The sequence below is a fragment of the Nocardiopsis dassonvillei genome (assembly GCF_964273065.1).
Classification (GTDB): domain Bacteria; phylum Actinomycetota; class Actinomycetes; order Streptosporangiales; family Streptosporangiaceae; genus Nocardiopsis; species Nocardiopsis dassonvillei_B.
On sequence record NZ_OZ186815.1, the window covers coordinates 2,094,358 to 2,120,943 of the forward strand.

Below are 26,586 nucleotides of genomic sequence, written 5' to 3' on the forward strand. Positions count from 1 at the left end.
GCCGCCACTACCTACCCGGGCCCCGCCGACCCCGTGAGGCGGTGAAGGCCTCCGGGACCGGCGGTGTCCGGGCGGGTGGGACCGCCCGTGCCGGGGTCAGCCCGGCAGGGGGATCTCCGCGAGCACCGGGAGCAGGGCGTCCTCCTCGTGGTCGAGGTGGGCCTCCAGTTCCCGGCTCATCCGCTCCAGGTCGGCGCGGAACACGGCCGGGTCGGCGGTGGAGACCTGCGTCAGCAGTTCCTGGATTCCGCCGCGGATGCGGTCGACCTCGCGGTGCTGCTCCGACAGCAGCTTCAGGGTGTCGGCCAGGTGCGGGTGCTGCTCCGCCAGGACCGGGAACATGTGCTCCTCCCGGTCGTGGTGGAGCCGCAGGGAGTCGCAGAACCCCAGGCAGTGCTGGCGCAGCTGGAGGCTGAGCCCGGGCGCGGGGACGGTCCCCTCCCGGGCGGCGCGCTCGTCGCGGTCCGCGAGGTAGACGTCGGTCTCCTCGCGCACCCTGCGCAGCTGTCCGCGCAGCCACCGGTGGACCCGCACCAGGCCCTCGGCGAGGTCGGTGGGGGGCTCCTCGGCCTCCTCCCCGGAATCCTCGGCGGTCACCGGTTCGAGGACCACCACGGGCAGGATCCGGTCGGTCCCCGCCTGGTAGTCGCCGTATCCGGGGGCCGTCCGGACCGCTTCGGCGAACAGGCGGTCGCGGTCGTCCCCCTCGGCGGGGACGGCGATCGCCGTGAACTCCTCGGTACCCAGTTCGACCCGGACCACGGGGTGGGCGAGCACGTTGTGGTACCAGGCGGGGTGGCGGTCGGAGCCCCCCGCGGAGGCGATGACGAACAGCCGCCCGTCGGCACGGACGTACCCGAGCGGGCTGGTGGTCTCACGGCCGCTGCGCGCCCCGGTGGTGGTGAGCAGCAGCAGGTCGCCGCCCTCGAACATGCCGCCGACGCGGCCTCCGTTGGCGCGGAACTCCGCGACCACGGGGCGGTTGAAGTCGGTGACGTGAGGCTCGGGCCGGGCGTGCGGCCCCTGACCGCCGGGCTCGGCCGCCCCGTCGGCGCCCCGCTCAGCGGCGTGGGCCCCGCGGGCGTCCCGGGCCTCGTGGGTGTTCTGGTGGTCGGGCAAGGGTCTCCTCTCGGTGGAAGGTGAATGCGGGTGGGCGGCCGCCCGAGAGGGCCGTGCACGCGACAGCGCGGACACGGCTTCGGGATGGGGGGCACGCCGACGTCCGCGGGCGCGCCGGAACGCGAACGGGGTCGGGGTGCGGGGACCGGGAGGCCGTCGGCATCGGGCGCGGCTCAGGGCCGCACCGGGACGCGGATCAGGCGTGCTGGGTGCTCATGTCGGCTCTCCCTGTGTTCGTGTGCTCGCCCGTCGACCCGACCGGCCCACTGCTCGTGGTCGGGGACACGTGGCACGGGCGAAACCGTACGCGACCCCGCGGGGCGTCGTCAACCGCCGGATGCTCCGCGCGGTAGGGCCCGCCCCACCGGGGATCGGCGGGTGCGCCCCAGCGACCGCGGCGCCCGGTCTCCGTAGTTTCGAAGGCCTCGGAACCCCGACGGGACAGGAGACAGCGATGGCTGCACGGGAACAGGGGCGGGTCGGACCCGCGCGGGCGGACGGGCCGGGACGGGGGCGGCGCTCACTGGCCCCGGACCTGGCCCGGGGGTTCATGCTGCTGTTCATCGCGCTGGTGAACGCGGGTTTCTTCCTCACCGGGCCGGACACCGTCCGCACCCTCGCCGACCGGGTGGTGGCGCTCGTCCAGCTCACCCTGGTGTCGGGGCGGGCGATCCCGCTGTTCGCCCTGCTGTTCGGCTACGGCGCGGTGATGATCGTGCGCCGGGTCCGGGCGTCCGGCGGAGGCTGGGTGCAGGCGCGCATCCTGCTGCGGCGGCGCGGGTGGGTGATGCTGGCGCTGGGGTTCGTCCACGGCGTCCTGCTGCTTCCGGTGGACATCCTGGGTGCGTACGGGCTGGCGCTGCTGGTGTTCGTCGGGCTGGTGCGGGCGCGTGACGTGACCCTGTGGTGGACGGCGGGGGTGCTGGCGGTGGTGTCGGCCGTGATCCACGGGGCGTCGGTGTGGGCGATCCCGGCGGACGGCGGGGACGGCGCGGACCGGGCGGCGGCCGTGCCCTCCCTGGTGGAGCCGACCTTCCTCGGGGCGTCCGTCGAGCGGTTCCACGAGTGGACGCTGTACACGCCGATCACGATGCTGCTGGTGGCCATGCCGATGATCGCGGTGGGCGTCTGGGCCGGTCACCGCCGGTTCCTGGAGGATCCGGGGGCGCACCGGCCGCTGCTGCGGGCGGCCGCGGCCTGGGGGCTGGGACTCGGGGTGCTGTCGGGCCTGCCGAGCGCGCTGGTGTCGGCGGAGCTGTGGGCCGTGGGACCGCGCCTGGACGGTGCGCTGGCGGTGCTGCACGACCTGGGCGGCTGGGCGGGCGGCGTCGGCTGGGCCGCGCTGATCACCCTGCTCGCCGCCCGCTGGGAGCTCCGCCCCTCCGACACCGCGGACACCGCCGCGGCCCCCGTGGAACGCCGCCCCGTCGCACACGCCCCCGGGCCGGTGGTGACTGCCGTCGCGGCCGTGGGCGAGCGCTCACTGAGCTGCTACCTCCTGCAGTCCCTGGTGTTCACCGCGGTGTTCGCCCCCTACGGGCTGGGACTGGGTGCGACCCTGGGCGCCGCGGGAGCGGCCGCCGTGGGGACCGCGACCTGGCTGGTGTCGGTGGCGTTCGCCGAGGCCCTGCGCCGGGCGGGCCGCCGCGGTCCCGCCGAGGTGCTGATGCGCCGCCTGGTGCGGCGGCGCGAACCCCTGGTCCGCACCTCCTGACCACCGGCCCCGCATGCGGTGACCCGGCACCCCGGCCCCGCCCCGGGCCGTCGTTCCGGCCTCCGACGGAACGGCGGTCCGAGGCGCCCGGGGCGCCCGGTTGCCGTTCGCCCTCCCGAGCTCCCTGCACCCCCGCCCCTGACGGAGGAGGCGCTTCCCCGGCGCCCGGGACAGCGGATACACCCGCCCGGGCGGGAACCGGTCCCGCGCCGGTGCCGTCCGCGCCGGTGCGGTGCCCGCCCGGGTCCCGGCCTCCGCCTGGCCCCTCCCGCGACCGGGGGCCGCCCCGGCGGGGCGGCCCCCGGTGTCCTCCATGCCCGCGGACGCGCCGACCCGCGGACGGTGCGCTAGCGCTGGACCTCCTCCGGTGCCGGAATCCCCAGGTCCAGGTCCGCGCCCAGGCCCGCGAACGTGTACCGGGTGTACCAGTACTCCGGCGCCGGGACGGGCTCGGCGAAGGCCACCGGGACCGCCTGCGCCACCGGCCTGCCGTTGAGCACGTACCCGCCCTGGGGCGCGCCCTCGGTGGCGAACGCCAGCGGCTCCCCGTCCTCGGTCGCCACCAGCGTGAACACCGACTCCTCCGCCGAGGCCTCCGAGGGCCGGAACGTGCCCTCGACCAGCACCGCCGCGACCCCGTCGGGCGGACCCTCCCCCGCCAGGTGTCCGTAGGCGTCCTCGATCGGGCCGGGCGCGGTGAAAACCGCCTCCTCCTCCGAGGTGACGGAGCCGGTCTCCACCACCCGGGCCAGCGGCTCCAGGATCCGGTCCAGTTCGAACACCGCCTCCGACGCGCCCAGTTCCTCGGCGGCCGCCGGACGCCACACGGCGGGACCGTTCCAGGCCGTGCTGTCGCTGTGCAGCAGCTCCCCGTCGACCAGCATCAGGTCGCTGGCCCTGGCCCCGCTGACGGTGCTGGTCCAGCGCACCGCCTCGGGTTCGGCCCGGTACAGCACCCGGTCGAACAGGGTGGGGGCGACCGCGGTGTTCGCGGGCAGCGGCTGACCGTACCCCTGCCCGTTCCCTGCGTGGGTGAGGATGGTCATCTCCAGGCTGTCGGCCGCGGTGAGCCGGTCCAGGGAGGCCGCCACCAGGTCCATACCGGTGGGCGCGGTGCTCTCCTGCGGCTCGGCCGGTCCGCCTCCGGGAGTCTCGGAGACGGGTTCGGCGTCCTGGGCCAGGGCGTCGAACAGCACGTAGCCGCCGCCCCCGGCCACCGCCAGCGCGAAGCAGCAGGCGGCGCCGACGGCGAGCACCCGCCCGGCGCCGCCGCGTCGTCCGCGCCGGCGGCGGCGGGCGCGACCGCCCCGCCCGCCGTCTCCGCGCCCGGCGCCGTCACCCGTGTCGGATCCGTCGCCCGCGTCGGACCCGCCCCCGGGCCCGTCGTCCGGTGCGGGCACCATGATCAGCTCGCCCGTGATGGGATCGCGGGTGCTGTCCAGCCTCCGGGCGTTCCGGACCCTGGTCCCGGGCGTCCAGGTGCGCCGCCCCGACGCGGCCGCCTCCTCGTCCAGTCCGCGGGCCGCCTGCGTCCACCGGTCGGGGTGGTGCCAGGACACGTCCACGTACGGCCAGTGCGTGCGCGCGAACCCGTGGAGGCGGTCGCTCCACTCCTCGCGGACCGTGTCCTCGGGGACCCCCAGCAGTGCCAGGCACTCCAGGTAGACCTCCTCGGCGGGGGGCCGCCGCGCCGGGTCCTGGTGCAGGGCCCGCTCCAGGACCCGGGCCAGGTCGGGCCTGAGCACGGACAGGTCGACGGGGCCGCGTGCCCGGGCGGCCGCCTCGGCCTGCGTGGCGACGGTGCCGAACGGCGGCAGGCCGGTACCCGCGAAGACCACCGCGCACGCCCACGCGAACACGTCGGAGGCCTCGTCGGGGCAGGTGCCGGAGTAGCGTTCGGGAGCCAGCCAGCCGGGGCTGCCGACGGTGGTGTGCGAGTCCCCGTCGTCGACCAGGCGGGCGAGCCCGAAGTCGACCAGGCGCGGGCCGGTCGCCGTGACCAGCACGTTCCCGGGTTTGACGTCGCCGTGGGGGACCCGGCTGTCGTGCACCTCCGTCAGCGCCTCGGCGGTCCCGGCCGCCAGGACCAGGAGCGCGGCGCCGCCCATGGGGCCGCGCACCCCGGCGTGGCGGGCCAGGTCGAGGGCGGGCAGGTACTCGACCGCGGACCAGGGGCGGTTGCGGTGGATACCGCTGTCCAGCACCCCCAGCGTGCAGGAGCCGGGCACCCGGCGCAGGTGGACGGCCTTGGCGGGGTCGGCGTCGGACACCCACTCCTCGCCCATGACCTTGAGGGCCAGCGGGTGCCCTTCGGGGGTGAGGGCGGCGTAGACGACGCCCAGCGCGGAGTCGCCGAGGCGTCCGATCAGCCGGTGCGCGCCCACCCAGGGCGGGTCGTCCGGGACGAGGGGCCGGACATTGGGTGGTAAGACGACGGTCGATGCCATGGGGGGTTCGCTTTCCACTCTCCCGAGTCCGGGATGTCGGGAACGTCGGGCCCGGGGCGCACGCATTCGGTGGATGTCGAACGTGCATTCCCCGGCGCCGCGGGGCCGGCAGGGCAGAAGGGTCCTGGGTCCTGCACCGCGGTGAGAACCGAGTCCAGGATCAGGGGTTCACTTCATGGCAGTTTATTTGCCGATCTTCGCACAAAAAAGGATATGCGCACCAGCGTTCCCCCGTACCCCGGATCCGACCGGCTCCGTGGCCGGTCACGGCCACGCCGGTCGGGTGATCACACCAGCACGAAATCGGGTTCTCGACCGTTCCGCAACGTTTTTCCGGTGATCATCCGAACATGCGGGAAAAGGGTGTGCCCCGACCGTGTCCACCGGCCCGGTCCCGGCGGTCCGGATCCCCCTCCGCCCTTCCCGGCGGGGTCCGGCCCCGGCAGGGGCGGCTCCCCCCGCACGGTGGTCGCACGTTCGCCCGGTGGCCGTCCGGCGGCCGGCCGGTACGGCCCTCCCCGGCGCGGGCGGCTCAGCCGCGCCCCTCGATCAGGACCTCCAGGGCCCGGTCCAGTGTCCGCACCTTCTCGTCGTACTCCTCGGCGTCGGCCCCGTCGGACGGCGGCAGCGCATCGCGCCGGGCCTGCTGTTCCATCAGGGCCCGCCGCAGGCGCCGACGGCGCCCCGGTGCGGTGGCCGTGCCCACCGCACCGGCCCCGACACCGACCGCTCCCAGGACCGCGGCCACCCCTGCCTGCCCCAGGAGGAGCGCGACCCCGGCGAAGACGACCAGCAGGGTGAACATCCCCGCATAGAAGAAGGCCGTGTCGTCCTGGACGGGTGCCCGGCCCGCCACCCGGGCGCGCTCGGAGCGCAGCTGCAGGGGCGCCCTCGCCTGGAAGGCCCTGGCCAGCTGCGGCCGGGCCTCGCGCAGCACGGTGGCGACCGCCCACTTCTCCGGCTCGGGGGCCGCGTCGACGGCCCTGCCCACGCGGAGCAGCAGGTCCTCGCCCAGCAGGTCCAGGTTGTCGGTGGCCAGTGCCTTCGTGTCCACGGAGCCGGAGGCCGGGGACGCGGCCTCGCGGTGGGCGAGGGCGACCAGGCGGGGAACGTCCAGGGGCACGTGGAGCCCGTCGACGGGAAGGTCCCGGACCAGGTCGTTCCACCCGCGCCGGGCGTCGGCGGCGGACAGCAGCAGGCGCAGGTACGCGGCGGTCCGCCCGTACCGCCTGCAGGGCGCGCCCCGTACGCACCCGGGCCCGCTCCCCTCGGCGTCGCGGGCACGGTCGCCGTGCTCCTCGGGTGTACGGCAGTGGTGCGGGCCGAAGGCGTCCAGCAGACCCGCGCGGAGCGCCTCCTCGTGCCTGGCCAGGAAGGCCTCCGGTTCCCCCGTGTCGTCCACCAGCCGGTGCCAGGAGTACCTGTTGCCGTCGTAGTTCGGCGGCAGTCCGGGGTCCATCAGGGCCACCAGCCCGGCGAGGAAGACCCCCTTCCCGGCCTCCGTGCCGGGAAGGGGCTCCTGGAGTCTGCGCCGTGCGGCGGCGCCCAGCAGCTCCCATTCCTTCAGCGCGGCGAGCCGCTCCTCCCCGTGCCTCCCCCGCGCCTCCAGCAGGTCGAGGGCGTCCCGCCAGTTGGCCTGGAAGGCGACGGCCAGGGTGGACGGGGAGATGTACTCCTCGCCCCCGAACGTGAAGGGCGGGTGCGCGCTCCGGACCGCCTCCCACGCCTCGCGGACCTCTTCCACCGGCACGACGACGGTGGTGGCGGTGGGGTCGCCTTCCTCCTCTCCGAGGATCCCCCGGAGTTCCTCCCCGGTCAGGACGACGGTGTCGGGGAGCCCCGCCGTGACCGTCGCGGCGGCCCGTGCCCCGGTGGCCCGCGTTCCGGCGGCCCCTCCCCTCGGGGCCCGCGGCCCGGGCGCCCCGCCCGCGCGGCCCAGCAGCGCCACCAGCACGTCCCAGGAGGTCGGGCGGTTCTCGGGGTCCTTCTCGAGGCAGCGCCGGACCAGGGGGAGCAGATCGTCCGGGAGCCCCTCCACGTCGGGTCGCCCGTGCAGGACCTGCTGCATGACCGCGGCGGGCTCCGACGCCCCGAACGCGGGCCGGCCCGTGGCCGCGAACACCATGACCGCTCCCCAGGCGAACAGGTCGATGGCGGGCGTCACCGCCCGGCCCCGCAACTGCTCGGGGGCCATGTACCGCGGGGTGCCCATGATGGAGCTCGCCAGGTCAGCGGAGTCCTCCGGGTTCAGGATCCGGGAGATCCCGAAGTCGATGACCCGGACCCCGTCCCTGCCCAGCATGATGTTGTCCGGCTTGAAGTCGCGGTGCACCACTCCCGCCTCGTGGATCGCCACCAACGCGGTGGCGGTGGAGACCGCCAGCCGGTGCAGATCCCCTTCCGCGCGGCGGCCCCTCTCCCGGACCACGGAGGACAGCGGCGGCCCGTCCACGTACTCGGTGGCGATCCACGGCGGACTCGCGCCGGGGTCGGCGTCCAGCACCCGCGCGGTGCAGAACTGCCGCACCTTCCGGGCGGACCGGACCTCGCGCTCGAACCGCTCCAGCACCCGCGGGTCGCCGAGGTGGTGGCGGTGCAGGACCTTGACGGCGGCCCGGTGCCCGTCGCGGTGCTCGCCCAGGTAGACGGTGCCGAAACCGCCCGCGCCGAGGAGGCGGGTCAAGCGGTGACCGCCGACCTCGGAACCGATGTGGACCACGGGGCACCCCTTGTCGTCCTCTCCCCGCCGGGGCCGGAGGTCTCGCAAAGGCCGGGAGGCGGCGGGGGCACACGGCTTGGTGGAACATTTTTCCGCAACACTCTTTCGGACCCGGGGGCCCAGCGGCAATGGCTGACCGGAAACGGTCAGCGTGGCCGAGGCCACCCTGTCCCGAAGGGGACCCGAGGCCTGCGCCCCGGAGAACACCGGGCCGGGCCGCCGCCCGCGCCCGCACACGCGCCCCGGGCCGGTCCGACACCGGCCGACGAAGGCGGTCAGCGGCGGCAGCGGCCCCGTCCCCGCTCAGGAGGACGGTGTCCGCCGCAGGCTCTCGGCCCGCTCCCGGTCCGCACACTCCCCTCCCCCCTGCTCCCCGCTCGCGTTCCCGCCCCGGCTCGGCTCGGTGCCCCGGCGACCGGGCCGGGAGACCGGCCGCACCGTCCTGTCGCGGCCGATGGGGACGGGAGCGGACAGGCCCCGGCTCGGCTGCCGGGTGCCGGTGCCGTCAGCCGATGCCCGCAAGCGGCCGGCGGGGCGGTGGGCGGGCGGACGCCGCGGGCGGGACCCGCGACGGACCGGCGGTGCCCTGGACGGTGGAGCGGGCGACAAAAAGGAGAACCCGCCCGGCAGGAATTCCAGTGCAGAAGAACGGCAAAGAAAACCATCTCCGAGAGCGTGTGGTGCGCGCCACCGACAACGCGGGCGTTCCGTACCGATTCACCCCGGACGAACATCCCATCCGCACCCGAAGCCCGCTCCCCCGCCCTCAGTGGTAATCCCGTCGCCGCGGCATCCGTCCGCCCGGCGGTGCGCCGATCCCCATGGGCGTGTTCTCCGGAACGGCACCGCGGTCACGCGTTCTCGTGCATACTCGGAGCAGCGACTCCGGGAAGGGGAGGCGACCGGTCAGGGCGCCCCCGTCGAGAGGGGTGCGCCCCCGTGTTCGCATGCCGGGCACCCGCCGGGAGCCGTGAACGAACGCGTTCGAACACTTCATTTGCACAGGGTTCGAGTGAAGGTATAGAACAGGGCCAGGGGCCGAGGAAAGAAACTCGTTTTTCCGAACCCGGCCCCCCACATGCCAGAATGCAACGGGGGATGGCAGGTGGGCCCGCTCTGGGGGAGAAAGCGGGACCACCTGCCATTTTTTCGTGAGGGTGCAGATGTTTTCTCGAATACGTCCGGGCCTTCGCCCTTTCCTCTAAAGTGGGTGTCCGGGGCCCATCCGCCCCGGAGGCGGGCGGCACCCCGCGCTCCCGTTCACTCCTACTCCCGGGAGTGCCGGGTTCCGCTCGCCCCTTCGTTCCTCGCCCGCGCAGGACAGAGGCCGGAGCCGGGGCGGTCCGGATCGGGACGGGCGTCCGGGCTCCGGGGAACGGAAACGGGGACCGGGCACCGAGAACCCGGCACCGACGCCCCGTCGGCCACCGTACGGCGCCGTGTTCGGTCCCCGCCGGAGGGCCGGCCCCACCGGCCCGCTATGTGAGCGCCCGCCCACCGCCCGGGGACGGCACCGCGTTCCCGCCCTCGTCCGCGGCGCCCTTCCCGCAGGAGAACACGCCCCCCTCGCAGGAGAGCACCGTCTCCAGCAGCCCCGGGAACCGCTCGGACACGTCCCCCTCGCGCAGCGAGATGAAGCAGCGGGTGCCCTCCGTGCGGCTCTGCACCAGGCCCGCGTTGCGCAGGATCTTCAGGTGGTGGCTCAGCGTCGACTGCGCGATCGGCAGGTCGATGTCCTTCCAGGCGCGCTCACCGCCCCTGGCCGCCAGCATCCGCACGATCTTCAACCGGGTGGGTTCGGCCAGTGCGGCCAGCACCGTCACCAGCTCGACCCCGTCGAGCGGTGGATGGTGTTGCTCCCTCGCCGCCACGCGAACCTCCTCACACCGATTGCCCGCACCAGCATAGTGGGACGGGTGTATCTTCGATATTCGACGATCATCGAACACCCGGGGGACCAGTATGCCCATCACCCTGTCCGTGCTCGACCACGCGAGCATCACCGAGGGATCCACCCCGGGACAGGCCCTGCGCGACGCCCGCGACCTGGCCCGGCACGCCGAAACGCTCGGCTACCGCCGCTTCTGGCTGTCCGAGCACCACAACATGCAGGCGATCGCCAGCGCCGCCACCTCCGTCTCGCTCGGCTTCATCGCCGAGGGCACCTCGACCATCCGGGTCGGCGCGGGCGGCGTCATGCTGCCCAACCACTCCCCGCTGGTCATCGCCGAGCAGTTCGGAACCCTGGAGTCCCTCTACCCGGGGCGGGTGGACCTGGGCCTGGGCCGGGCCCCCGGCACCGACCCGCGCACCATGATGGCGCTGCGCCGCGACCACACCGCCGCCTCCGCGTTCCCGCACGACGTGCAGGAGCTCCAGTCCTACTTCGAGCCCGCCGAGCCGGGGCAGCCGGTGCGCGCCGTCCCCGGCGAGGGCCTGCGGGTGCCGCTGTGGATCCTCGGGTCGAGCCTGTTCGGCGCCCAGCTGGCCGCGCAGCTGGGGCTGCCGTACGCGTTCGCCTCGCACTTCGCACCCGACGCGCTGTACGAGGCACTGAAGGCGTACCGGGAGAACTTCACGCCCTCGCGCCAGCAGGAGACCCCGTACGCGATGGCGGGGGTGAACGCGTTCGTCGCCGACACCGACGCGGAGGCCGCGCGCCTGTTCACCACCATGCAGCAGGCCTTCCTCGGGACGGTGCGCGGGGCGCGCGGCCTGCTGCGCCCGCCGGTGGACTCGCTGGACACCGTGTGGCGGCCCGGGGAGCGGGAACGCTTGGACCACATGCTTCGTTACTCGTTCGTGGGTTCCCCGGAAACGGTGCGCCGCAAGCTCGAGCTGTTCGTCACCGACACCGGTGTGGACGAGCTGATGGTGTCGTCGATGATCTACGACAAGCAGGCCCGTCTGCGCTCCTTCGAGCTGCTGTCGGAGGTCGCCGGTCTGGGATGAGTCCCGTCCCCGTCCGGGGGGACACCGGGCAAGGGTGGCGGCCGAAGGGCGCTGTTGGCAGGCGGCGCCGGTCGCCCCTCCCGGGTGGGGAAGGTGGAGGGCCGGGCACCCCGGGTAGGGGGTGCCCGGCCCTTCGGCGTCCGGGGCGGGGGCTGTGGCGCGAACGGGGCGGGGGCTCCTGCGGTCAGGGGGCGTCCCGTCCCGGAGCGCCGCCGAGGAGCCGGCACCGGCCACCCGTGGACCGCGCCCCGGGTTCGAAGACCCGGGGATCCGGTGTCCGCCTGTCCGCGTCGCGGGCCGAGGGAGAGGCGGGAGAGGTGGGGGACCCCACCGGCCACAGGCGCCGGGGCGGGCCGCGCACGGCCCGAGCCACTGGCCGAACGTGCCCATGGGACACACCAGCCCCTTGAAGTCACACCAGAACACCTTTTCGGGCGTTCGCCGGCGGGAGAGCCGATTCCGACAGTTGTGAACACCGGGCAGCTGTACACGGAGGAACAGGTGAAGAGCTCGGGGCCACGGGATTCGCGGCGACTACCGCGAAGGAGCATCAGTCCTGTTCAGAGGGTGCTCCGATCGCGAAATGCCCGCCTGGTGATGACTTATCGAGGGGCGGCTGGGATGATGGTGACCTGTCGAACACCGACCGTTATACGAGTTCACGGGCGTTCCGACCGAGAGTGACTCCACGTCCGGAAGCGGGCGGGGAGCCGGGGACAGGGCTCCCACCTGGGCTTTCCCCGGCGACGGGAAGCGCCTGTGGAAAACGTGTGGCGGTCGGGCTCGACGGGCATCGTGAAGGAGGGTGACCGTTTCCGGTCAGATCAGGGCCTATGGCCGGGGTCCGTGCCGGATAGTGGGAGTCCCGGGGCGACTGTGTGCGCAGGAGCCCCGTGCTGTAGCCGCGTTGCCGATGCCGGTGGGCCCTGGCCCTTGGCTCGCTTGACAAAGGCCGCCAGGCCATAGAGATACATGGCTGTGGGCTACGGAGAAGTAGCCGACCGCCCCCGTTCTCCTCCCCCAAGGAGCTGACCCCCATGAAAAAGCCGATGAAAAATTTGTGGGCGACCCTGAACGCCCTGATCGTCCCGCCCTCGCAGAAGAACGATGACGGTGCCGGATTCGTCGAATACGTCGCCATCGTCATTCTGGTAGCCGCTATCGCCGTGGCCATCTATAGCCTCGGACTGGTCTCCAACATCTCCGGGTCCATCGGCGAAAACATCGATGCGGTTCTTAACACCGATCCCGGGTAAATAGAGACCACAACAAAATGAAGCAAACACCAAGAAACCAGAGCAGAAGTTCACAAAAAAACAAAAGAAAGCAACAGAAAACAAGGAAGCTACTAGCGGCAAGAATAACACCGCTTCATGTCGCATTGATTCTCACTTCAGGATGCGTTATATCTCCAGAAGAGACATCTAGCGGAGGAATAGAGACACCCCACCCCCCAGGAAATTCCCCGTCTACGCCGATCACCCCAGGAGAACATCCTGAGGTGATAGCAAGCAGCACAACATCCGCGGCAGCGATCGGTAGCGACCTTCAAGTAGATATTTATGCCCTGGAAAGGGTAGGTGGAGATCTCCTTAGGCTTCGACTTGGAATAACTAACAACTCAGCGGAGAATTTCACGCTTTACGATGGTCTCGCCAGCGCAGAAGACAAATATACAGCTGCTGGCGTATCCCTTCTTGACCCACAGGCTCGCTCCCGCCATCTGAGCTATCGACAGTCCGACGGCTCCTGTTTTTGCTCCGCCCTCGAAGGGCCCTTGGAAGCTGGCGCAACCGAGGAGATGTGGGTCATATTTCCTGAGCCGGAAAGCGACACGGCTTCCATGACCGTCACTACACCACTCACCCCACCCCTTCCAGATATCCCCATTACCGATTCAACAGAAAAATTAGAGAACTCTGGCCTCGGCGAAGCCGAGATTCTCCCCCTGACAAACATCTCAGAAAACATCGAGGGCAGCACCGGTCGCACAGAAAGCGAGGAAGAAGTCAGCATCCTTCTATCCTCTGACGTGCTCTTCGAAACCAACAGCTCCAATCTAAACGACGAGGCCGAGGAAATTCTCGAACAGGTTGCACTGGAAGTAGATGACGCGTCCGCTACAACTGTTAACATTGACGGACACGCCGACAATACAGGGAGCGATGTTACCAACATTCCACTCTCGGAAGAGCGAGCAGAAGCAGTCAAGGAAAAGCTCGAAGAGCTCATCACGCGGGAAGGGATAAATTTCGAAGTAAAGGGCCATGGCTCCAGTGACCCCATAGCAACCAACAGCACCGAAGAAGGCCGGGAACGCAACCGAAGAGTCAGTGTCACGTTTGAGAAGTAAGACAAAATGAAAAACTTTCGGCTTCCAGGAATCAGCATAGCGCTGATTTCAGTTTCACTCATGACAACCTCTGCCGCCAGCGCAACGATGCACTCCGGCACAGAAAACCTTGAGACCCTGGGATCAGCAGAGAGCAGCGAGACAAGATCCTCCGGCCTTTCTGCTGCCGTACACGAAGCCCGGAGAGATGAGAGCAGCTCCTTTTTGTTCGTTACCTGGAGCATCGAGAACGACAGCAGCGAAAGAAAAGTCCTGACCTGGCTTTCCGGATCCACCTATATCTACTCTGGCTCCAGCTTCTCTGGCGTTACAATAACGAGCCCAGAATCTGGAGAAAAGTATTACCCAGTGATGGACAGTCACGGCATGTGCCTTTGCTCCGGAAACACATCAAATAATATCCAAACCGGACTGGACCCAGGAGGCCAAGTCGCTTATTGGTCCACTTATTCTGTGGCAAGCGAAGCCCAGACGATAACTGTAGAAGTTCCTGGGTTCGAGCCGATCGAAGATATTCCCATCTCCTGATCGCCCCCGACTACCACTGGAGATTGTTTTGTTCGCCTCCCGATACACGCGCTTCGGGGAGTCTCGGAGGCCCACGCCTTCGCGGCCTGCGGGACGTGCGGGGGAACGCAATGGGCCTCCGAGAATCTGGCGTTGGCTGTGGCCTTCGGACTCCCACGGCGGAGACCGAGGGGCCGCGCTGACCGAGACCGCTGCCGTCCTGATCCTCGTCGCGGCCGTGATGGTCGCGGTGTATCAGCTGGAGCTGAGCAAGACCTTCAACGAGGGTGTGCGGCAGATGGTGTGCCTCGTGCGCGGGCCTTCGTGCGGGGAGACCTGGGTGGAGGCCGATCGGCCGGAGGAGCCCGAGGCGTACGAGTGGGGACAGGGCAACCCCAACCGGCTCGACAACCAGAACATCGCCCGGAGCCTCGCCGAGGGCTACAGCTGGCGCGACACCGAGTGGCAGTGCCTGAGCAACCTCTGGGGAGCGATGTCGCACTGGGACCACACGGTCACCGATCCGGACACCGGAGCCGTCGGTATCCCGGGTTTCGTGCCAGGGATGCACGGAAGCCTGCCATCGGGGTTCCGCGACAGCGCCCAGGCGCAGATCGAGTGGGGTCTGCAGCACATCAGTGAGGCCCATGGAACCCCCTGCGCGGCCTGGTCCTACTGGCAGGGCAGCGGCTCCTACTGACCGGAGCGGACCCACGCGGCGGCGGCGCGCCGGCCCGTCACCGCACTTCTCCTGCCCGAAGCAGCGATGACCGGTCAGCGCCCCTTCAGCACGGCGAGAAGGTCCACCCACCCGGTGCGCGGGTAGGGCGAATGGCCTGCCTCGCGATCGGGGGTGGCGCGGACGGCAGCGCCCCAGGGGGACCTGCGGCCTCAACGCCCTACAGGCCCTCGGCGTTGCCGTAGGTGGTCGGTCCTGCGCCGGACAAGCGTGTTCACGTTCATGGGGGACCCCGTCTCCGCCGGTGCGGTCCCCGACCTGCCGCTGCGCCCGGTCGGGCCGTTCACCGACGATCGCCTCCCGGTGGCCCCGTGCGACGCGTGCTCCCACGTCCGGCAGCGCGCGCTGTCCGGCCTCCGCCCACCCGCACGACCCCGGGGCCAGAACACCACCGCCAGGCCGTTCCGGCTCGTCACCGCGGACGGGCACGGGGACGCGCCGCCCCGAGGTGAGACCCGTCAGGGTCCGCCCCACTCCTCGGGGCACTCCACTCCCTCGGCGCGGGGCAGGTCCCGCATGACCGCCTCCCGCTCCCGCGAGATGTCGGCGCCCCGACGGACCACCGCCGAGGACCCGACCGTCCTCGGCACCGTGACCAGGACGTCCATCCCCTCCTCCAGGGAATCCCCCGGGTTCGCATAGGCGGGGTCCAGGACGGTCACCCGGGTCGTCTCCCCGCCGGAGGCGGGCTTGATCCACTCCCGCACAGCGATCGTCAGCTCGACCATGGGTTCTTGCCCCGCCTGCGGGTCCGGCGGATCCGCCGTCTCCGGTAACGAGAGCGCCATCTCCTCAACGGCGGTGATCTCGCCCTCCACGATGGTCTCCGCGCAGGCGATGGACTCCACCATCGTCTGGCCGCGGTCCCCGACCGGACCGGTCTCCTCCCGGCCGGGCAGCATCATCAGGGCCACCGCCAGGGCGACCGCGACCACCGGAGCCACCAGCCCCCACAGCAATGGACGCGCAGGTCCGGTCATAGCCGTCTCCCTTCCATTCGCGGCACCCTATCGCTCCCCTCCGAGCCCTACGGGGGCAGCCGGAGACCCGGCCCCCCACCGGGAATCCCGGCCCCACCAGGCACGGAACCCGCACGGGCCGAGCGGTCGGGCGCAGGTGAACCTTTGCCCGCTCCGGGCTCCGGCGGTGGTCCCCGGGACCCCGGACGACCGGCGTCCGGCGCTCAGGTCGTCTCCGGTCCCGGAGTTCCACCACGGCCCCTTCCGGGCCCTCGTGACCGCCCACCACAGCCCCGGTCTCCCCTGACCGCACACAGCAGGTCTCCGGTCCGCCCTCGAGGACGGATCCGCAGCGGTCTCGCCCGAGGCGGAGAGGGGGCGGGCGGCGACGTCCTCGGCGCCGGTCCCGCGGTCATCCCGGTAGCGGCCCGAAGGGTGCACGCCATCCGGACCGGGCCGGGGTGGGAGGCGGCGGGGTCATGGGGCGCCCACCGCCGCAGACCGTCCACCGTACCCTCTCGTCCGGAGTACCGACCTCGGCGGTCCCGCCCACGGGTCCCGCGCCCACGGGTCCGGCCCACCGCCGGGGGCCTTCTTCACCGGAGACCGTCGACCGCCCGTGTCGACCGCGCCCCTCCGACGACCCCCGCGCCCAGACGGCCCCCTACCTCACCTGGCTGCCGGACCCCGGTGTTCGACGCCCGCCCGGCCCGGGTCCTGGATCTGGACGACCCCTACGATCCGGGCGCCACCCTGCGCGTCTCGCGCCCCGGCCCGGACATGATCACCCGCGGGTCGTCCTCGGAGGAGCGCGCGCTGACGGGCTGCACGGCGGCACGCCCCCGTACACACCGCCTCTCCGGAGGCCTGCGTCGCGGCCGTCGGCTCGGGCGAGGTGCACACGGACGGCGTCGCGGTCGACGCCCCCACCGCGGGCTCGACGCTGCGGTACGGCCCCGGCACGGTGCACCGCCCGGTCGACCGCGGCTGGCTGGGGACCGTCACGGTCATGCGGAACGCGGGGCTGCCGGGGACGCGGCCCTCCCCCTCTCCCGGGCCGGGAGCGCGCCCGGGACCGCCGGTCCCCGAACGGCCCGCGCGGGAGGGGCCGCGGGTCCCCGGCCCTGGCCGACCCTGCCGGGACGGCCCCGCACGGGGAGGGACCGCGCCCTCCGGAGGGGCGTGGCCGGATGTGGACACGCGATGGGGATTCGCAGGTCGGAGCCGGGGTCCGCATACCTCGGGTGGTCGCCGTGCCCGCGAACGGCGATGAGGCCGGATACCATCCGGGACCGAGGACCGGGGTGTCTCCACACGCTGTCCCGTGCCCCCCGGCCTGTCCGGGAGTGCTCCCGGTCCTCCCCTGCGCCACGGCTCCGCCCGACCCCTGAGGCCGGCGGACGCGGGACCCGTGGCGCGGCGTCCGCGAGAGCGGGCGCGGACGGCGCGCACGCCCCTGGCACGCGGCCTGCGGGAGGTCCCGCCCTCCGGGGCGGGGCCTCGTTCCGTTTCCGCCCTTCCTCCTCGGGTAGCCGCCTCCGTGAACAGCGCGCAAAACACCCGCATACCGGGGCAAACCTTCCGGCAGGAATGCGCATGAGCGCACGTCGGGGGCTGTCGGCGCTTCTAGCCTGTTCATTCCTGCACCGCTCCCGCCGCCCCGGCGGCGGGAGCGCCCGGTGCGGGAAGGCAAGCTCCGGAGCCGGTCCGTGCGGGGGCGCGGACCGGCCCCGAGAACACGGGGGCCCGGTGAAGATCGCCTATCTGATCAACGACATGTACGGCATCGGGGGCACCATCCGCACCGTCGCCAACCAGGCGGCTGCCCTGTCCGCCCGGCACGACGTCGAGGTCGTCTCGGTGTTCCGCCACCGCGACGAGCCCGCCCTGCCCATGCCCCCGGGTGTGGGCCTGCGCCCGCTCGTCGACGTGCGCGACCACGACGGCTCCACCGGGGTCGGCGGCCGACCGCTGTACGAGGGATCGGAGCGGGCCGGCCTGCCCCCCGTCCTCTTCCCGCCGGAGGACACCCGGGGCTCCACCCACAGCAGGCTCACCGACGACCGGCTCGAGCAGTACCTGACCACCACCGACGCCGACGTCATCGTCGGCACCCGGCCCGGGCTCAACATCGTCATCGCCAGGTGCGCCCCCGACCACGTGGTCAAGATCGGCCAGGAGCACCTCACCTACGAGCAGCACTCCGAGTCGCTGCTGCGCGTCATGGCCCGCGAGTACGCGGGCCTGGACGCCTTCGTGACGGTCACCGAGGCCGACGCCCGCACCTACTCCCGGAACATGCCGCTGCCCGGGGTCCGGGTGCTGTCCATCCCCAACTCGGTCCCCGCGCCGCCGTTCACCGCCAACGGGCACAACAGCCGCACCATCGTCTCGGCCGGGCGGCTGGCACCCAGCAAGCGGCACGACCTGCTGGTGAAGGCGTTCGCCTCCCTGGCCGGGGAGTACCCCGACTGGACGCTGCGCATCTACGGCCGCGGCGGCCGCCGCAGGGCGCTGGCCAAACTCGTCGACTCGCTGGGGCTGCACGACCGGGTGTGGCTCATGGGTCCGCACAGCCACGTCGAGGAGGCATGGGTGCAGGGCGCGTTCGCTGCCGTGACCTCCAGCGAGGAGCCGTTCGGGATGACCATCGTGGAGGCGATGCGCTCGGGCCTGCCGGTGGTGAGCACCGACTGCCCGCACGGGCCCGCCTCCATCATCCGCGACGAGGAGGACGGCTTCCTGGTGCCCAACAAGTCCGTGAACGGCATCGCCGAGGGCATGTCCCGGCTCATGGCCGACGACCGGCTGCGGCGGCGCATGTCCGCGGCGGCGCTGGCCGACTCCGAGCGGTTCGACCCCGCGAACGTGGTGCGCCTGCACGAGGGCCTGTTCGCCGACCTGGCCGGGACACCGCTGACCGCCTCCGACATCACGCCCCGGATCCCCGCGCCGCGCGCCGAGCCCCCCGTCTCCTGCCGGGTGCGCGCCGGCGGCGACGGACTGGTGACGCTGTCCTTCACCGACCCGCCCGACCTGGTCGAACTGGTGCGCGCCGACAAGCGCGTCACCCTGGCCCCCGACTGGCGCGGACAGGTGGTGGTCGACCCGGCCCGGGAGCGGCTGACCGCCGAGACCTGGGAGGTGACCCGCGTCGACGGCGACCTCATCAGCCCCGTGACGGACGTGGAGATCCACCAGCAGGGCTACCCGCTGTCGCCCCGGCGGACGCCGGAGCTGTCCCTGGTGATCCCGACCCGCTCCGCGAAGGGCGGCCTGTTGCTGCACGTTCGCCGGTCCGCCCACCACGCCGAGGTGGAGCACGTGGAGGCCGCCGAGGGGCTCATCACCGTACAGGGCCGGGTGCTGGGGCACGAGGAGGCCGACGCCCGCGCCCGCATGGTGGTGCGGCTGCGCACCACGCCCCGGACGCTGCGGGAGTTCTCGTCACCGGTGGCGATCGGCGGGCTGTTCACCGCCGTCATCGACCCCGAGGCGGTGGTGCGCGGGCGCCACGGCGACTCCGAGACGTGGGAGATGCGGCTGGTGCTGTCCAACGGCGCCGAGTGCACCGTGGGCCGCCACCTGCCGGGGGTCGTCGGCTACAAGAAGATCATCGAGTACCCCGCCCAGGAGGTGCGGCCCGCCCGCGGACCGGGGTCGCGGGTGCGCCCCTACTACACGGTCAACGACCGGCTGGGCCTGGCGACCTCGGCGCTGACGCCCACCGTGGAGGTCGAGGACGTCCGGGTGCGCGCGGCCGGCCGCGGCGACCGGCTGCGGTTCGCGTTCCGGCTCACCGAACCCCTGCCCGAGGGGGTGGAGGCCTCGGTGGAGGTCGTGCGGGGCACCGACGCCGGGCAGCGGTACCCGCTGGCCACCGAGGGCCGCCTGCTGGCCGGGAGCCCGCCGCTGCTGGCCCATCCCGAGTACACCGCTGTCGACGGGCTGCGCGCCTCCTGGCAGGTGCGGCTGCTGGCCGGCCCGGCGGGGGCGATGAGCCGGATCGGGGCCGCGAGCGTGCTCGGGCACACCGCCCGGCGCTGGAGCCGCGGGCCCTACGTGCGCTCGGTGACCGCGTCGCCGCTGGCCAACGGCGACCTGAAGGTCACCGTCGCCGACGTGCACCTGTGGTCGGCGATCAACCGGCGGCTCCGCTGAACGGGTCGCGTCCGCCGCCCTCGACCCGGACCATGCGCTGGGCGCGGCCCAGCCGCTCCAACAGCCAGTCCGGCATGTGGTCGGCGCTGCGCGGGAAGCGCACCGCGTCCCGGTAGAAGTCCCGGGGGTCGGGTTCGGCGTCGAACTCCGGCGGATTGCCGTGGTCGAAGTGGACGCCGATCTCGCGCGTCTCCTTGACGGTGAGCCGGGCGGTGAACCAGGTGCCCTTGCCCGGCTGGTACATGCCGGTGCGCAGCCGGGTGAGCAGCCTGGACGCCTCCGGCGGCAGCAGGTCCCATTCGCGGCCGCCCTCGCGCAGGACCTCGACCCGGGTGGAGGACACGCCGACCAGCGCCTTGTGGTCGATGACGATCTCCCGCCACCGGTCCCAGACCGCGGCGATCGTGCGGTCGGCGATCTCCTGGACGGTGTCCATCATCTCCTCGGGGGTCATGTCGCCGGGGTCGATGCGGGCCTCGCGGGAGGCGCCCGGGGTGGCCAGTGCCATCCACGGCGACACCGACTCCGGGACCAGGTCGCCCTCCAGGCGCTCCAGCAGCCAGTCCGGCATGTGGGCGCGGTCCCGCGGGAAGTGCTCCAGGTCCAGCAGGTAGCTGGCGTTGTCCCGGGGCTCGTCGAAGTGGGGCTCGTTGTCGTGGTCGTAGCGGACCCGGTAGCGGGCCGGGCGCTCCAGGTCGTAGTAGACCGTGTACCAGGTACCGGTGAGGGGGCGGGCCATACCGGCGCGCAGCTCCCGGAACTCGTCGAGCAGCTCCAGGGGCGGGACGCAGCCGATGGCCCTGCCGTCGGGGCCCAGGGCCTCCATGTGGACGGACTCGCAGTCGACCAGGCCCGCGTACACCAGGCGGAGCTTGGTCCAGTCCTGCGGGGCGGCGTCCAGTAGCGCCGTCCCGATCCGACGAAGGGACCGGTCCTGTTCTGCCGCTGTCATCGGAGTACGGGGATTCATACTCTCGCCTTCTGGTAACCGGGCCACCGCCGAACGTGCGGTGGAGCTGTTGGTACGGAATGTGTCGGACAGCGTCCATCCTCTCCATTGGAGTCGGTTTTTGTCGGACACACGCGCTGAAAACCGGGGTGTGTCACGGAACCGATGCCGAACACCGCCCTCCCCCGTTCCCGGCCCGGTGCACCCCCGGCGGCCGCACCCGGCCACGGGCCGCCCGTCCACAGGGCCCGCCGTTCCCCTACCGGTCACGCCGACCTCGGGGTAGGCTGCGCCCCGTGGCACCGCCGTACCCGGGCGCTCACCCGCTGCCACCCCCTGTCTCCCCTCCCGCCCCCTGCACCCCTGGGACGCCAGCATGGGACCGCTGCCCTCCGCCCCCCGACGACGCCACCTGCTCGGCCGCCGCGACGACGGGCAGGCCAACATGCTGCTCCTGTTCGGGCTGACCCTGGCCCTGCTGGCGCTGACGATGCTGTTCGTGCGCGTGGGCGCGGCCGGGGACCAGCGCTCCCGGGTGCAGACAGCTGCGGACGCCGCGGCACTGGCCGCGGTGAGCGCCCTGCAGGAGTCCGCGGCCGAGGACCTGGTGGAGGGGCGCTTCCCCATGCCCCTGTTCGACGAGGACGTGGCCCGCGAGCGCGCCGAGGAGTACGCCCGGGCCAACGACGCGGTGGTCACCGACATCCGGGCCAGCGACAACGTCATGGGGCGCAACGGCAACATCGTGCGGGTGGAGGTGCGCGGGGCGATCTGCCAGAAGGAGCTGGAGGCGGACGGGTCCCGGCACTGGGGCGACGTGGCCTGTGACGGCGAGGACGACGGGAACACGCAGGTGGGGACGGCCGCGGCGATCGCGATCGCGGAGTTCCCCGAGTGCGGGCGCGACGCGGGCGGCATCTACTGTGCGGGGGCGGACGTCACCAGCCTGGACCAGGCCCGCCGGGTGGTGAGCGTTCACCTGGTGGACCAGGAGGGGCGCTACAAGTTCGACCCGAGCCGGGTGGTGTTCGGCGGCGGGGCGATCGTGGACTGCTCCTCCCTGGGGCAGCTGCACCCGACCATGTGCCAGGTCCACGAGACCCTCCAGACGGAGTTCCCCGGTTTCTACCTGAGTGCCGGGGGGTGGCGCCCCGAAGAGGGCAGCGACCACGGGCAGGGCATGGCCGTGGACTACATGATGGCTCCGCTGGGCGGGGTCCCCTCCCCCGACATGCACCAGACCGCGCTCGGCGTGATCGACTGGACCATCCAGAACGCCGCCCGGCTGGGGGTCAAGGGGCTGATCTACGACTACCACATCTGGAACGCGTCGAAGGACCCGGTGGGGCCGTGGCTCCAGGTGCGGCGCGGCCTGTCCGACCGGGGCAGCAACACCCAGAACCACGTGGACCACATCCACCTGGCCGCGGGGCCGGGGCCGATGCTGTAGCAGGTGGCCCCCTGTTCCTTCTCCCCCGGTGGGGCGGGGCCGGGGCTCCCGGCCGGGTATCCGGGAGCGGAGCGCGGGGCGGCCGCGGCGCCGGGTGCGGGAGGCACGGTGTTCCGTCGACCGGACCCCGCACCTGCCCCGGATCCCTTCGCCCGCCCCAGGAGGGAGGGCCCGGCGAGGCCCCGGCGGGACGGCCGCTCGGGGCGGGGCCGGGGAACATGAGGTAGCGGGGTTTTCCACAGGTTCGGGGAGGGGGTTGTCCCGGGCGGGGCGGCCGCCGAACCTGGATCCATGACCCTTGGTGACCCCCTGAGCCCCGAACGTGGCACCGGTCCGGAGCACGTGCGGCTTCCGGACCGGGAGCTGCTGCTGCGGACCCTGCGGCCGATCGTCCCCGTGCTGCCGCCGGACGCGGTGGTGCGCGACCTGACCGCCGCCTACCTGTGGGGGGTGGACCTGACCGCCCCCGAGGAGCGGATCACCCGGCTGCCGCCACGGGTGGCGCTGCCGCCCGGCACACCGCTGAGGGGCATGCCGGTGGCGGTGCGCAGGGAGGTGGTTCCGTCCGCCGACCGGGTGGCGGTGGAGGGGCTCCCGGTCACCTCGGTGGAGCGCACCGCGGCGGAGGTGGCGGCCCGGGCCCCGTCGCTGCCGATGGCCACCGCACGGCTGGACGCCTTTCTCGCCCGGGGGCTGGTCGCCCCGTCAGGGGTGCTGGGACACCGGGGCCTGTTCACGGGCTCCCGGTTCAAGCGGTTGTGCACGGCGGTGGAGTACGCGTCGCCGCTGAGCCGGTCCCCCGCCGAGAGCCGGCTGTGGGCGGTCGTCCGGCAGGCCGGACTGCCCCCGCCGGTGGTGCAGTGCCCCGTGCCGGTGCACCGCCGGGTGTTCCACGCCGACCTGGGGTGGCCGCGGTACCGGGTGGCGGTGGAGTACGACAGCCTGCGGTACCACTCCGGGCCCCTCCGTGCGGGCCGTGACCGGGCCCGGTACACGCTCATGCGCGCGGCGGGCTGGGAGGTGGTCCCGGCCACGATCCACCTGCTCCAGTGCCACACCGCGGACCTGCTGCTCCGGATCCGCGACGTGCTGGAGCGCCGGGGCTGGGCCTGTGCCCCGGAGCAGCGCGAACGGGTACGCCGGAACATCCGGCGTTTCGGGCGCAGGCAGCCCAGGCTGCGGTGAGGGGCGGGCATGGATCGCGGACACGCGCTGGTCGAGTACGCGGCGGTGCTGTCCCTGGTGGCGGTACTGGTCGCGGCGGTGCTCCCCGTCCTCCCCGGCCGGGAGGCGGTGGAGCGGCCGCTGCACCGGGTGACACAGGGTCCCGCCGCGGACCCGGACTGGACGCTGGACCCGGCGGCCGCGGCCGAGGTCCTGCTGCGGTGCGGTCGCGGACTGCCTCTGCCCGACCCGGTGGGCAAGGTGGACTGCGCGCTCGCCGTGCTGGCCCTGCTGGACTCGGACGTGCTGGAGGCGACGATCCTTCGGCTGGAGGCCGACGAGCTGTACGAGCTCTTCTCCAGCCGCTCCTTCTCGGAGGTCCCGGCCGCCCGGATCGCCGTCCGGCTGCTGTGGGAGCACGCCTCGGAGGAGGTGCTGCGCCGCCTGGCCCGGACCGAGACGTTCGGGTTCCTGGAGCACGTCCTGGACTCCCCCTCCGGGGACTGGGTCCTGCGGTTCGCGGGCACGGGCGGTGATCAGGTGTACGCGATCATCGAACGGAACACTGCGTCACCGCGTCGTACCAGGAGCGGGCACAGCACCGCGACGCCGTCCGGGTGCTCCGGGCGGCGACCCCCCGTACCCCCCGCGATCCGCGCGCGGTCGCACGAACCGCAGAATCGAGGTCGATGCCGTGTCGTCGATGTCGTCGTTGCCCGACGCCGCGTCCGAGAACGATCCCGTCGCCCCCGGTGGGCGCCTGGGGTGGCCGATGACCCTGGTGGTCATCGCCGCCTGCCTGGCCGTGGTGGCCAGCGGCTGGTGGGTGGCCCGGGTGGTGTTCGGCGAGCCCGCCACCGGGCGGCCCTCGCCCGAGGACGCGGCGGCGTTCGTGCTGGACGCCGCCGACCGGATGGACGGGGCCGAGTCGTACACGCTGTCCTTCACCCGGCTCCGGGACGGGCGCGCCGTGGGCGAGGGCACCGCGTCCTACGGCGAGTCCGCGAACCCGAGGTTCGAGCTGTCCTTCACCTACGAGGACGGTCTGGAGGTGTACCACTACGACCTGGGCGACGGAGTGCCGATCACCACGGCGGGGCACGGGTTGCAGATCCCGGAGGAGCCCTCCGAGGCGGACCGGTACCTGTGCTCGGCGGCCTTCGGGTCCGCCAAGCTGCACGAGATCGCCGGGACCTCCACCGATCTGGACCTCGTGGCCAGGGAGGAGCTGGACACGGAGGAGGGCGGGCGCAACGCCCTGCGCTACGAGGGGACGTTCACCGCGCAGGTCGGCGGCTACGACGTCGAGTCCGGGGAGAACACCCTGGAGTCGGTGGAGGGGGTGCCGTTCACGCTGTGGCTCTCCCCCGAGGGGGAGCCGCTGCGCCTGGCCTACGGCACCCCGGAGGGCTTGGAGGAGGTCTACGAGTACGAGCTGCCGTGAACCGGCGCGGTGTGCGCCAGGGGGCACGAGGATCCCGGCGGCGGCCGGGCCCCCGGAGCCGCGGCGGCCCGGCCGCCGCCGGGACCGGAGGGTGTCCGGGGCGGGGGCGCCCCCGTCCGCCGGGGCAGGACGGCCGCTGACGCGGCGAGGAGCCGGACAGGGCCGCCGACGGGAGTACGGGAGGGACGCCGAGGCACGCAGCAGAGGGAGGCGTGTCCCGTGCCGGGGCGGGGTCGACGAACCCGGGCGGCGCCGGGATGAGAAGAATCCCGGGCGGGGAGGAGGGGCCAGCAGACCCCGAGTCCGTGCCGGGCGAGCGGGACCGCTGCCGCGAGGACGGGACAGGCGGAACCGGCCCGGAAGGACTGGACGGGCAGGGACGCTCCACGGACGGGGAGGAGAGACCAACAGACCCCGAGTCCGTGCTGGGCGGATGGGACCGCTGCCGCAGGGACGGGACAGGCGGAACCGGCCCGGAAGGACTGGACGGGCAGGGAAGCTCCACGGGCGGGGAGGGGACGGGCGGGCCCCGGCCCCCTGGCGGGCGGATGGGACCGCTGCCGCGGGGGCCGGGCGGCGGAGGCCGGGGCGGCGCCCCGCCACGACGGGGCTGGAAGGGCCTGTGCGGGACCGGGACCGGCGGAACCGGGGCGGGCGTGGTGGAGGGGGTGGGGTCAGGTGGTGCCAGCGGTGGCGGAGACGATGTCGGGGATGTCGGCGGTCTCGTCGAGCTCGTAGGCGTAGGGCGGGTCGTCGACGGCGCCGAACAGCTCGGGCTGGGCGGTGTCCACCAGGAGGTTGTCCCGGGTGACGGTGGCGCCGGGCTCCTCGGGGTCGACCCGGACGGACACGCCGAAGCCGTCGAAGTAGTTGCCCTCCACCAGCACCGCGGCGCCGTGGCCGGACTCCACGCCGTACTCGGCGTCGCCCCGGTAGAGGTTGTTGAACACGTGCACCTCCCCGCCGCGGACCCGGGGGCTGCGGGTGTCGGTGCCGTCGAAGAGGTTGTGGTGGACGCTCACCCGCAGCGCCCCCGGCTCCTCCTCCTTGCCGCCGATGCTCAGCGCCGCGTCGGCGTCGCGGAAGTGGTTGCGGGAGACGGTCACGAGGTCGGCCCCGTCGGTGACGGTGACGAGCGGGTCGCCGCCGCCGTCGCGCAGGGTGTTGCCGTGGATCCACACGTGGTGGGCGCCGCGCACCGCCACGGCGGTGCCGTCGGTGTCCAGGTCCAGGCCCCTGACGATGACGTTGGCCGACCCGTCCACGACCAGGCGGCCACCGGTGAGCCCGGCGTCCTCGCCGGGGGCGGCGACGAGGGTCTTGTCGGAGCCGATCCCGACGTCCCCGTCCAGGTCGATGTCGCCGGAGACCTCGACCACGAGCGGTTCCTCGGCGGCCAGGTACTCGGCGAGCTCGGCGGCGTCGGCGGCGGTGACGGTCTCTCCGGCGGCCCCGCCGGTGACCGCCGGGTACTCCTCGCCGTCCAGTTCCAGCGGCTGGGCGGCCCAGCCGACGGGGGTGTCCGGAACGTCGCCGGAGGCCGCGGCCGAGGGGCTCGCGCTCTCGTCGCCCGTGTCGGGTTCGGGGGAGTCGACACCCGCCTGGGCGGGTTCGGGGGCGGGCGCGGGGGCCTCCCCACCGGAGCAGGCGGCCAGGGCGGCGCCGAGCGCCAGCGCCGTCGCGACGGTGAGGAGCGATCGTGCGGTCATGGGGAGCTTTCCAGCGAGCGGGGTGATCGGGGGTACCGAGGGGGTCTCGTGCTGACACCGTACCGCTGCGGTCGCCGCACGTGCGCACTCCGGGACCCCGGGTGCGGGCCCCTGTCGGCCCCGCGGGCGCGGGACCGTCCCCCGACCGCCGGGAGCCGTCGGACCACACCCCGCCACGGTGCCGTCCCGGCCCCGGCCCG

The 26,586-nt window shown here is 72.9% G+C and carries 17 protein-coding genes; 10 read left to right on the forward strand and 7 right to left on the reverse strand.

Annotated elements, in window-relative coordinates; genetic code table 11:
- Nucleotides 1-96 precede the first annotated feature (96 nt).
- Nucleotides 97-1,119 carry a nitroreductase/quinone reductase family protein gene (locus ACSUPR_RS09315; protein WP_436890749.1) on the reverse strand — a complete coding sequence of 341 codons (1,023 nt, stop codon included), beginning with the start codon at nt 1,117-1,119 and terminating at the stop codon, nt 97-99.
- A gap of 454 nt (nt 1,120-1,573) precedes the next feature.
- Here ACSUPR_RS09315 and ACSUPR_RS09320 point away from each other — a divergent pair, with 454 nt between their 5' ends.
- Complete coding sequence (locus tag ACSUPR_RS09320) at nt 1,574-2,833, forward strand: DUF418 domain-containing protein (RefSeq protein ID WP_436890750.1); 1,260 nt, start codon at nt 1,574-1,576, stop codon at nt 2,831-2,833.
- Nucleotides 2,834-3,180: 347 nt separating this feature from the next.
- On the opposite strand, the gene ACSUPR_RS09325 is transcribed toward ACSUPR_RS09320, so the two are convergent.
- The 3 genes from ACSUPR_RS09325 to ACSUPR_RS09335 all read right to left on the reverse strand — a co-directional run bounded on the left by ACSUPR_RS09325 (nt 3,181) and on the right by ACSUPR_RS09335 (nt 9,870).
- Complete coding sequence (locus ACSUPR_RS09325; protein WP_436890751.1) at nt 3,181-5,280, reverse strand: serine/threonine-protein kinase; 2,100 nt, start codon at nt 5,278-5,280, stop codon at nt 3,181-3,183.
- Between the two features lie 532 nt (nt 5,281-5,812).
- Entirely contained in the window at nt 5,813-7,999 is a 2,187-nt protein-coding gene (locus tag ACSUPR_RS09330) for a protein kinase domain-containing protein (RefSeq protein WP_436890752.1), read from the reverse strand.
- Between the two features lie 1,478 nt (nt 8,000-9,477).
- Entirely contained in the window at nt 9,478-9,870 is a 393-nt protein-coding gene (locus tag ACSUPR_RS09335; protein ID WP_436890753.1) for an ArsR/SmtB family transcription factor, read from the reverse strand.
- A gap of 91 nt (nt 9,871-9,961) precedes the next feature.
- On the opposite strand from ACSUPR_RS09335, the gene ACSUPR_RS09340 reads away from it, so the two are divergent.
- The 5 genes from ACSUPR_RS09340 to ACSUPR_RS09360 all read left to right on the forward strand — a co-directional run bounded on the left by ACSUPR_RS09340 (nt 9,962) and on the right by ACSUPR_RS09360 (nt 14,511).
- Entirely contained in the window at nt 9,962-10,951 is a 990-nt protein-coding gene (locus ACSUPR_RS09340) for an LLM class flavin-dependent oxidoreductase (protein ID WP_436890754.1), read from the forward strand.
- 1,037 nt (nt 10,952-11,988) lie between these two features.
- Nucleotides 11,989-12,207: a hypothetical protein gene (locus tag ACSUPR_RS09345; RefSeq protein WP_436890755.1), complete on the forward strand. Its 219-nt coding sequence runs from the start codon at nt 11,989-11,991 to the stop codon at nt 12,205-12,207.
- Between the two features lie 17 nt (nt 12,208-12,224).
- Nucleotides 12,225-13,304, forward strand: a complete 1,080-nt coding sequence (locus tag ACSUPR_RS09350) for an OmpA family protein (RefSeq protein WP_436890756.1) — start codon at nt 12,225-12,227, stop codon at nt 13,302-13,304.
- A gap of 60 nt (nt 13,305-13,364) precedes the next feature.
- Nucleotides 13,365-13,832, forward strand: a complete 468-nt coding sequence (locus ACSUPR_RS09355) for a hypothetical protein (protein WP_436890757.1) — start codon at nt 13,365-13,367, stop codon at nt 13,830-13,832.
- Nucleotides 13,833-14,052: 220 nt separating this feature from the next.
- On the forward strand, nt 14,053-14,511 hold the full coding sequence (locus ACSUPR_RS09360; RefSeq protein ID WP_436890758.1) for a hypothetical protein: 459 nt from the start codon (nt 14,053-14,055) through the stop codon (nt 14,509-14,511).
- 497 nt (nt 14,512-15,008) lie between these two features.
- On the opposite strand, the gene ACSUPR_RS09365 is transcribed toward ACSUPR_RS09360, so the two are convergent.
- Nucleotides 15,009-15,530, reverse strand: a complete 522-nt coding sequence (locus tag ACSUPR_RS09365; RefSeq protein ID WP_436890759.1) for a hypothetical protein — start codon at nt 15,528-15,530, stop codon at nt 15,009-15,011.
- Nucleotides 15,531-17,258: 1,728 nt separating this feature from the next.
- Between ACSUPR_RS09365 and ACSUPR_RS09370 the strand changes: the two genes are divergently transcribed.
- Nucleotides 17,259-19,670, forward strand: coding sequence for a glycosyltransferase family 4 protein (locus tag ACSUPR_RS09370; RefSeq protein WP_436890760.1), 2,412 nt, complete (start codon nt 17,259-17,261; stop codon nt 19,668-19,670).
- On the opposite strand, the gene ACSUPR_RS09375 is transcribed toward ACSUPR_RS09370, so the two are convergent.
- Nucleotides 19,651-20,622, reverse strand: coding sequence for a hypothetical protein (locus tag ACSUPR_RS09375; RefSeq protein ID WP_436890761.1), 972 nt, complete (start codon nt 20,620-20,622; stop codon nt 19,651-19,653). The two genes, ACSUPR_RS09370 and ACSUPR_RS09375, sit on opposite strands and share 20 nt — an antisense overlap.
- Nucleotides 20,623-20,995: 373 nt before the next feature.
- On the opposite strand from ACSUPR_RS09375, the gene ACSUPR_RS09380 reads away from it, so the two are divergent.
- From ACSUPR_RS09380 to ACSUPR_RS09390, 3 genes are all read left to right on the forward strand, one after another.
- Complete coding sequence (locus ACSUPR_RS09380) at nt 20,996-22,069, forward strand: pilus assembly protein TadG-related protein (RefSeq protein WP_436890762.1); 1,074 nt, start codon at nt 20,996-20,998, stop codon at nt 22,067-22,069.
- A gap of 291 nt (nt 22,070-22,360) precedes the next feature.
- On the forward strand, nt 22,361-23,254 hold the full coding sequence (locus ACSUPR_RS09385; RefSeq protein ID WP_436890763.1) for a hypothetical protein: 894 nt from the start codon (nt 22,361-22,363) through the stop codon (nt 23,252-23,254).
- Nucleotides 23,255-23,936: 682 nt separating this feature from the next.
- Nucleotides 23,937-24,677, forward strand: coding sequence for a hypothetical protein (locus tag ACSUPR_RS09390; RefSeq protein WP_436890764.1), 741 nt, complete (start codon nt 23,937-23,939; stop codon nt 24,675-24,677).
- A 674-nt stretch (nt 24,678-25,351) separates the two neighbouring features.
- Here the strand turns inward: ACSUPR_RS09390 and ACSUPR_RS09395 are convergent.
- Nucleotides 25,352-26,386 (reverse strand): pectate lyase family protein, encoded by a 1,035-nt coding sequence (locus ACSUPR_RS09395; protein WP_436890765.1) that lies wholly within the window; start codon nt 26,384-26,386, stop codon nt 25,352-25,354.
- Nucleotides 26,387-26,586 lie beyond the last annotated feature (200 nt).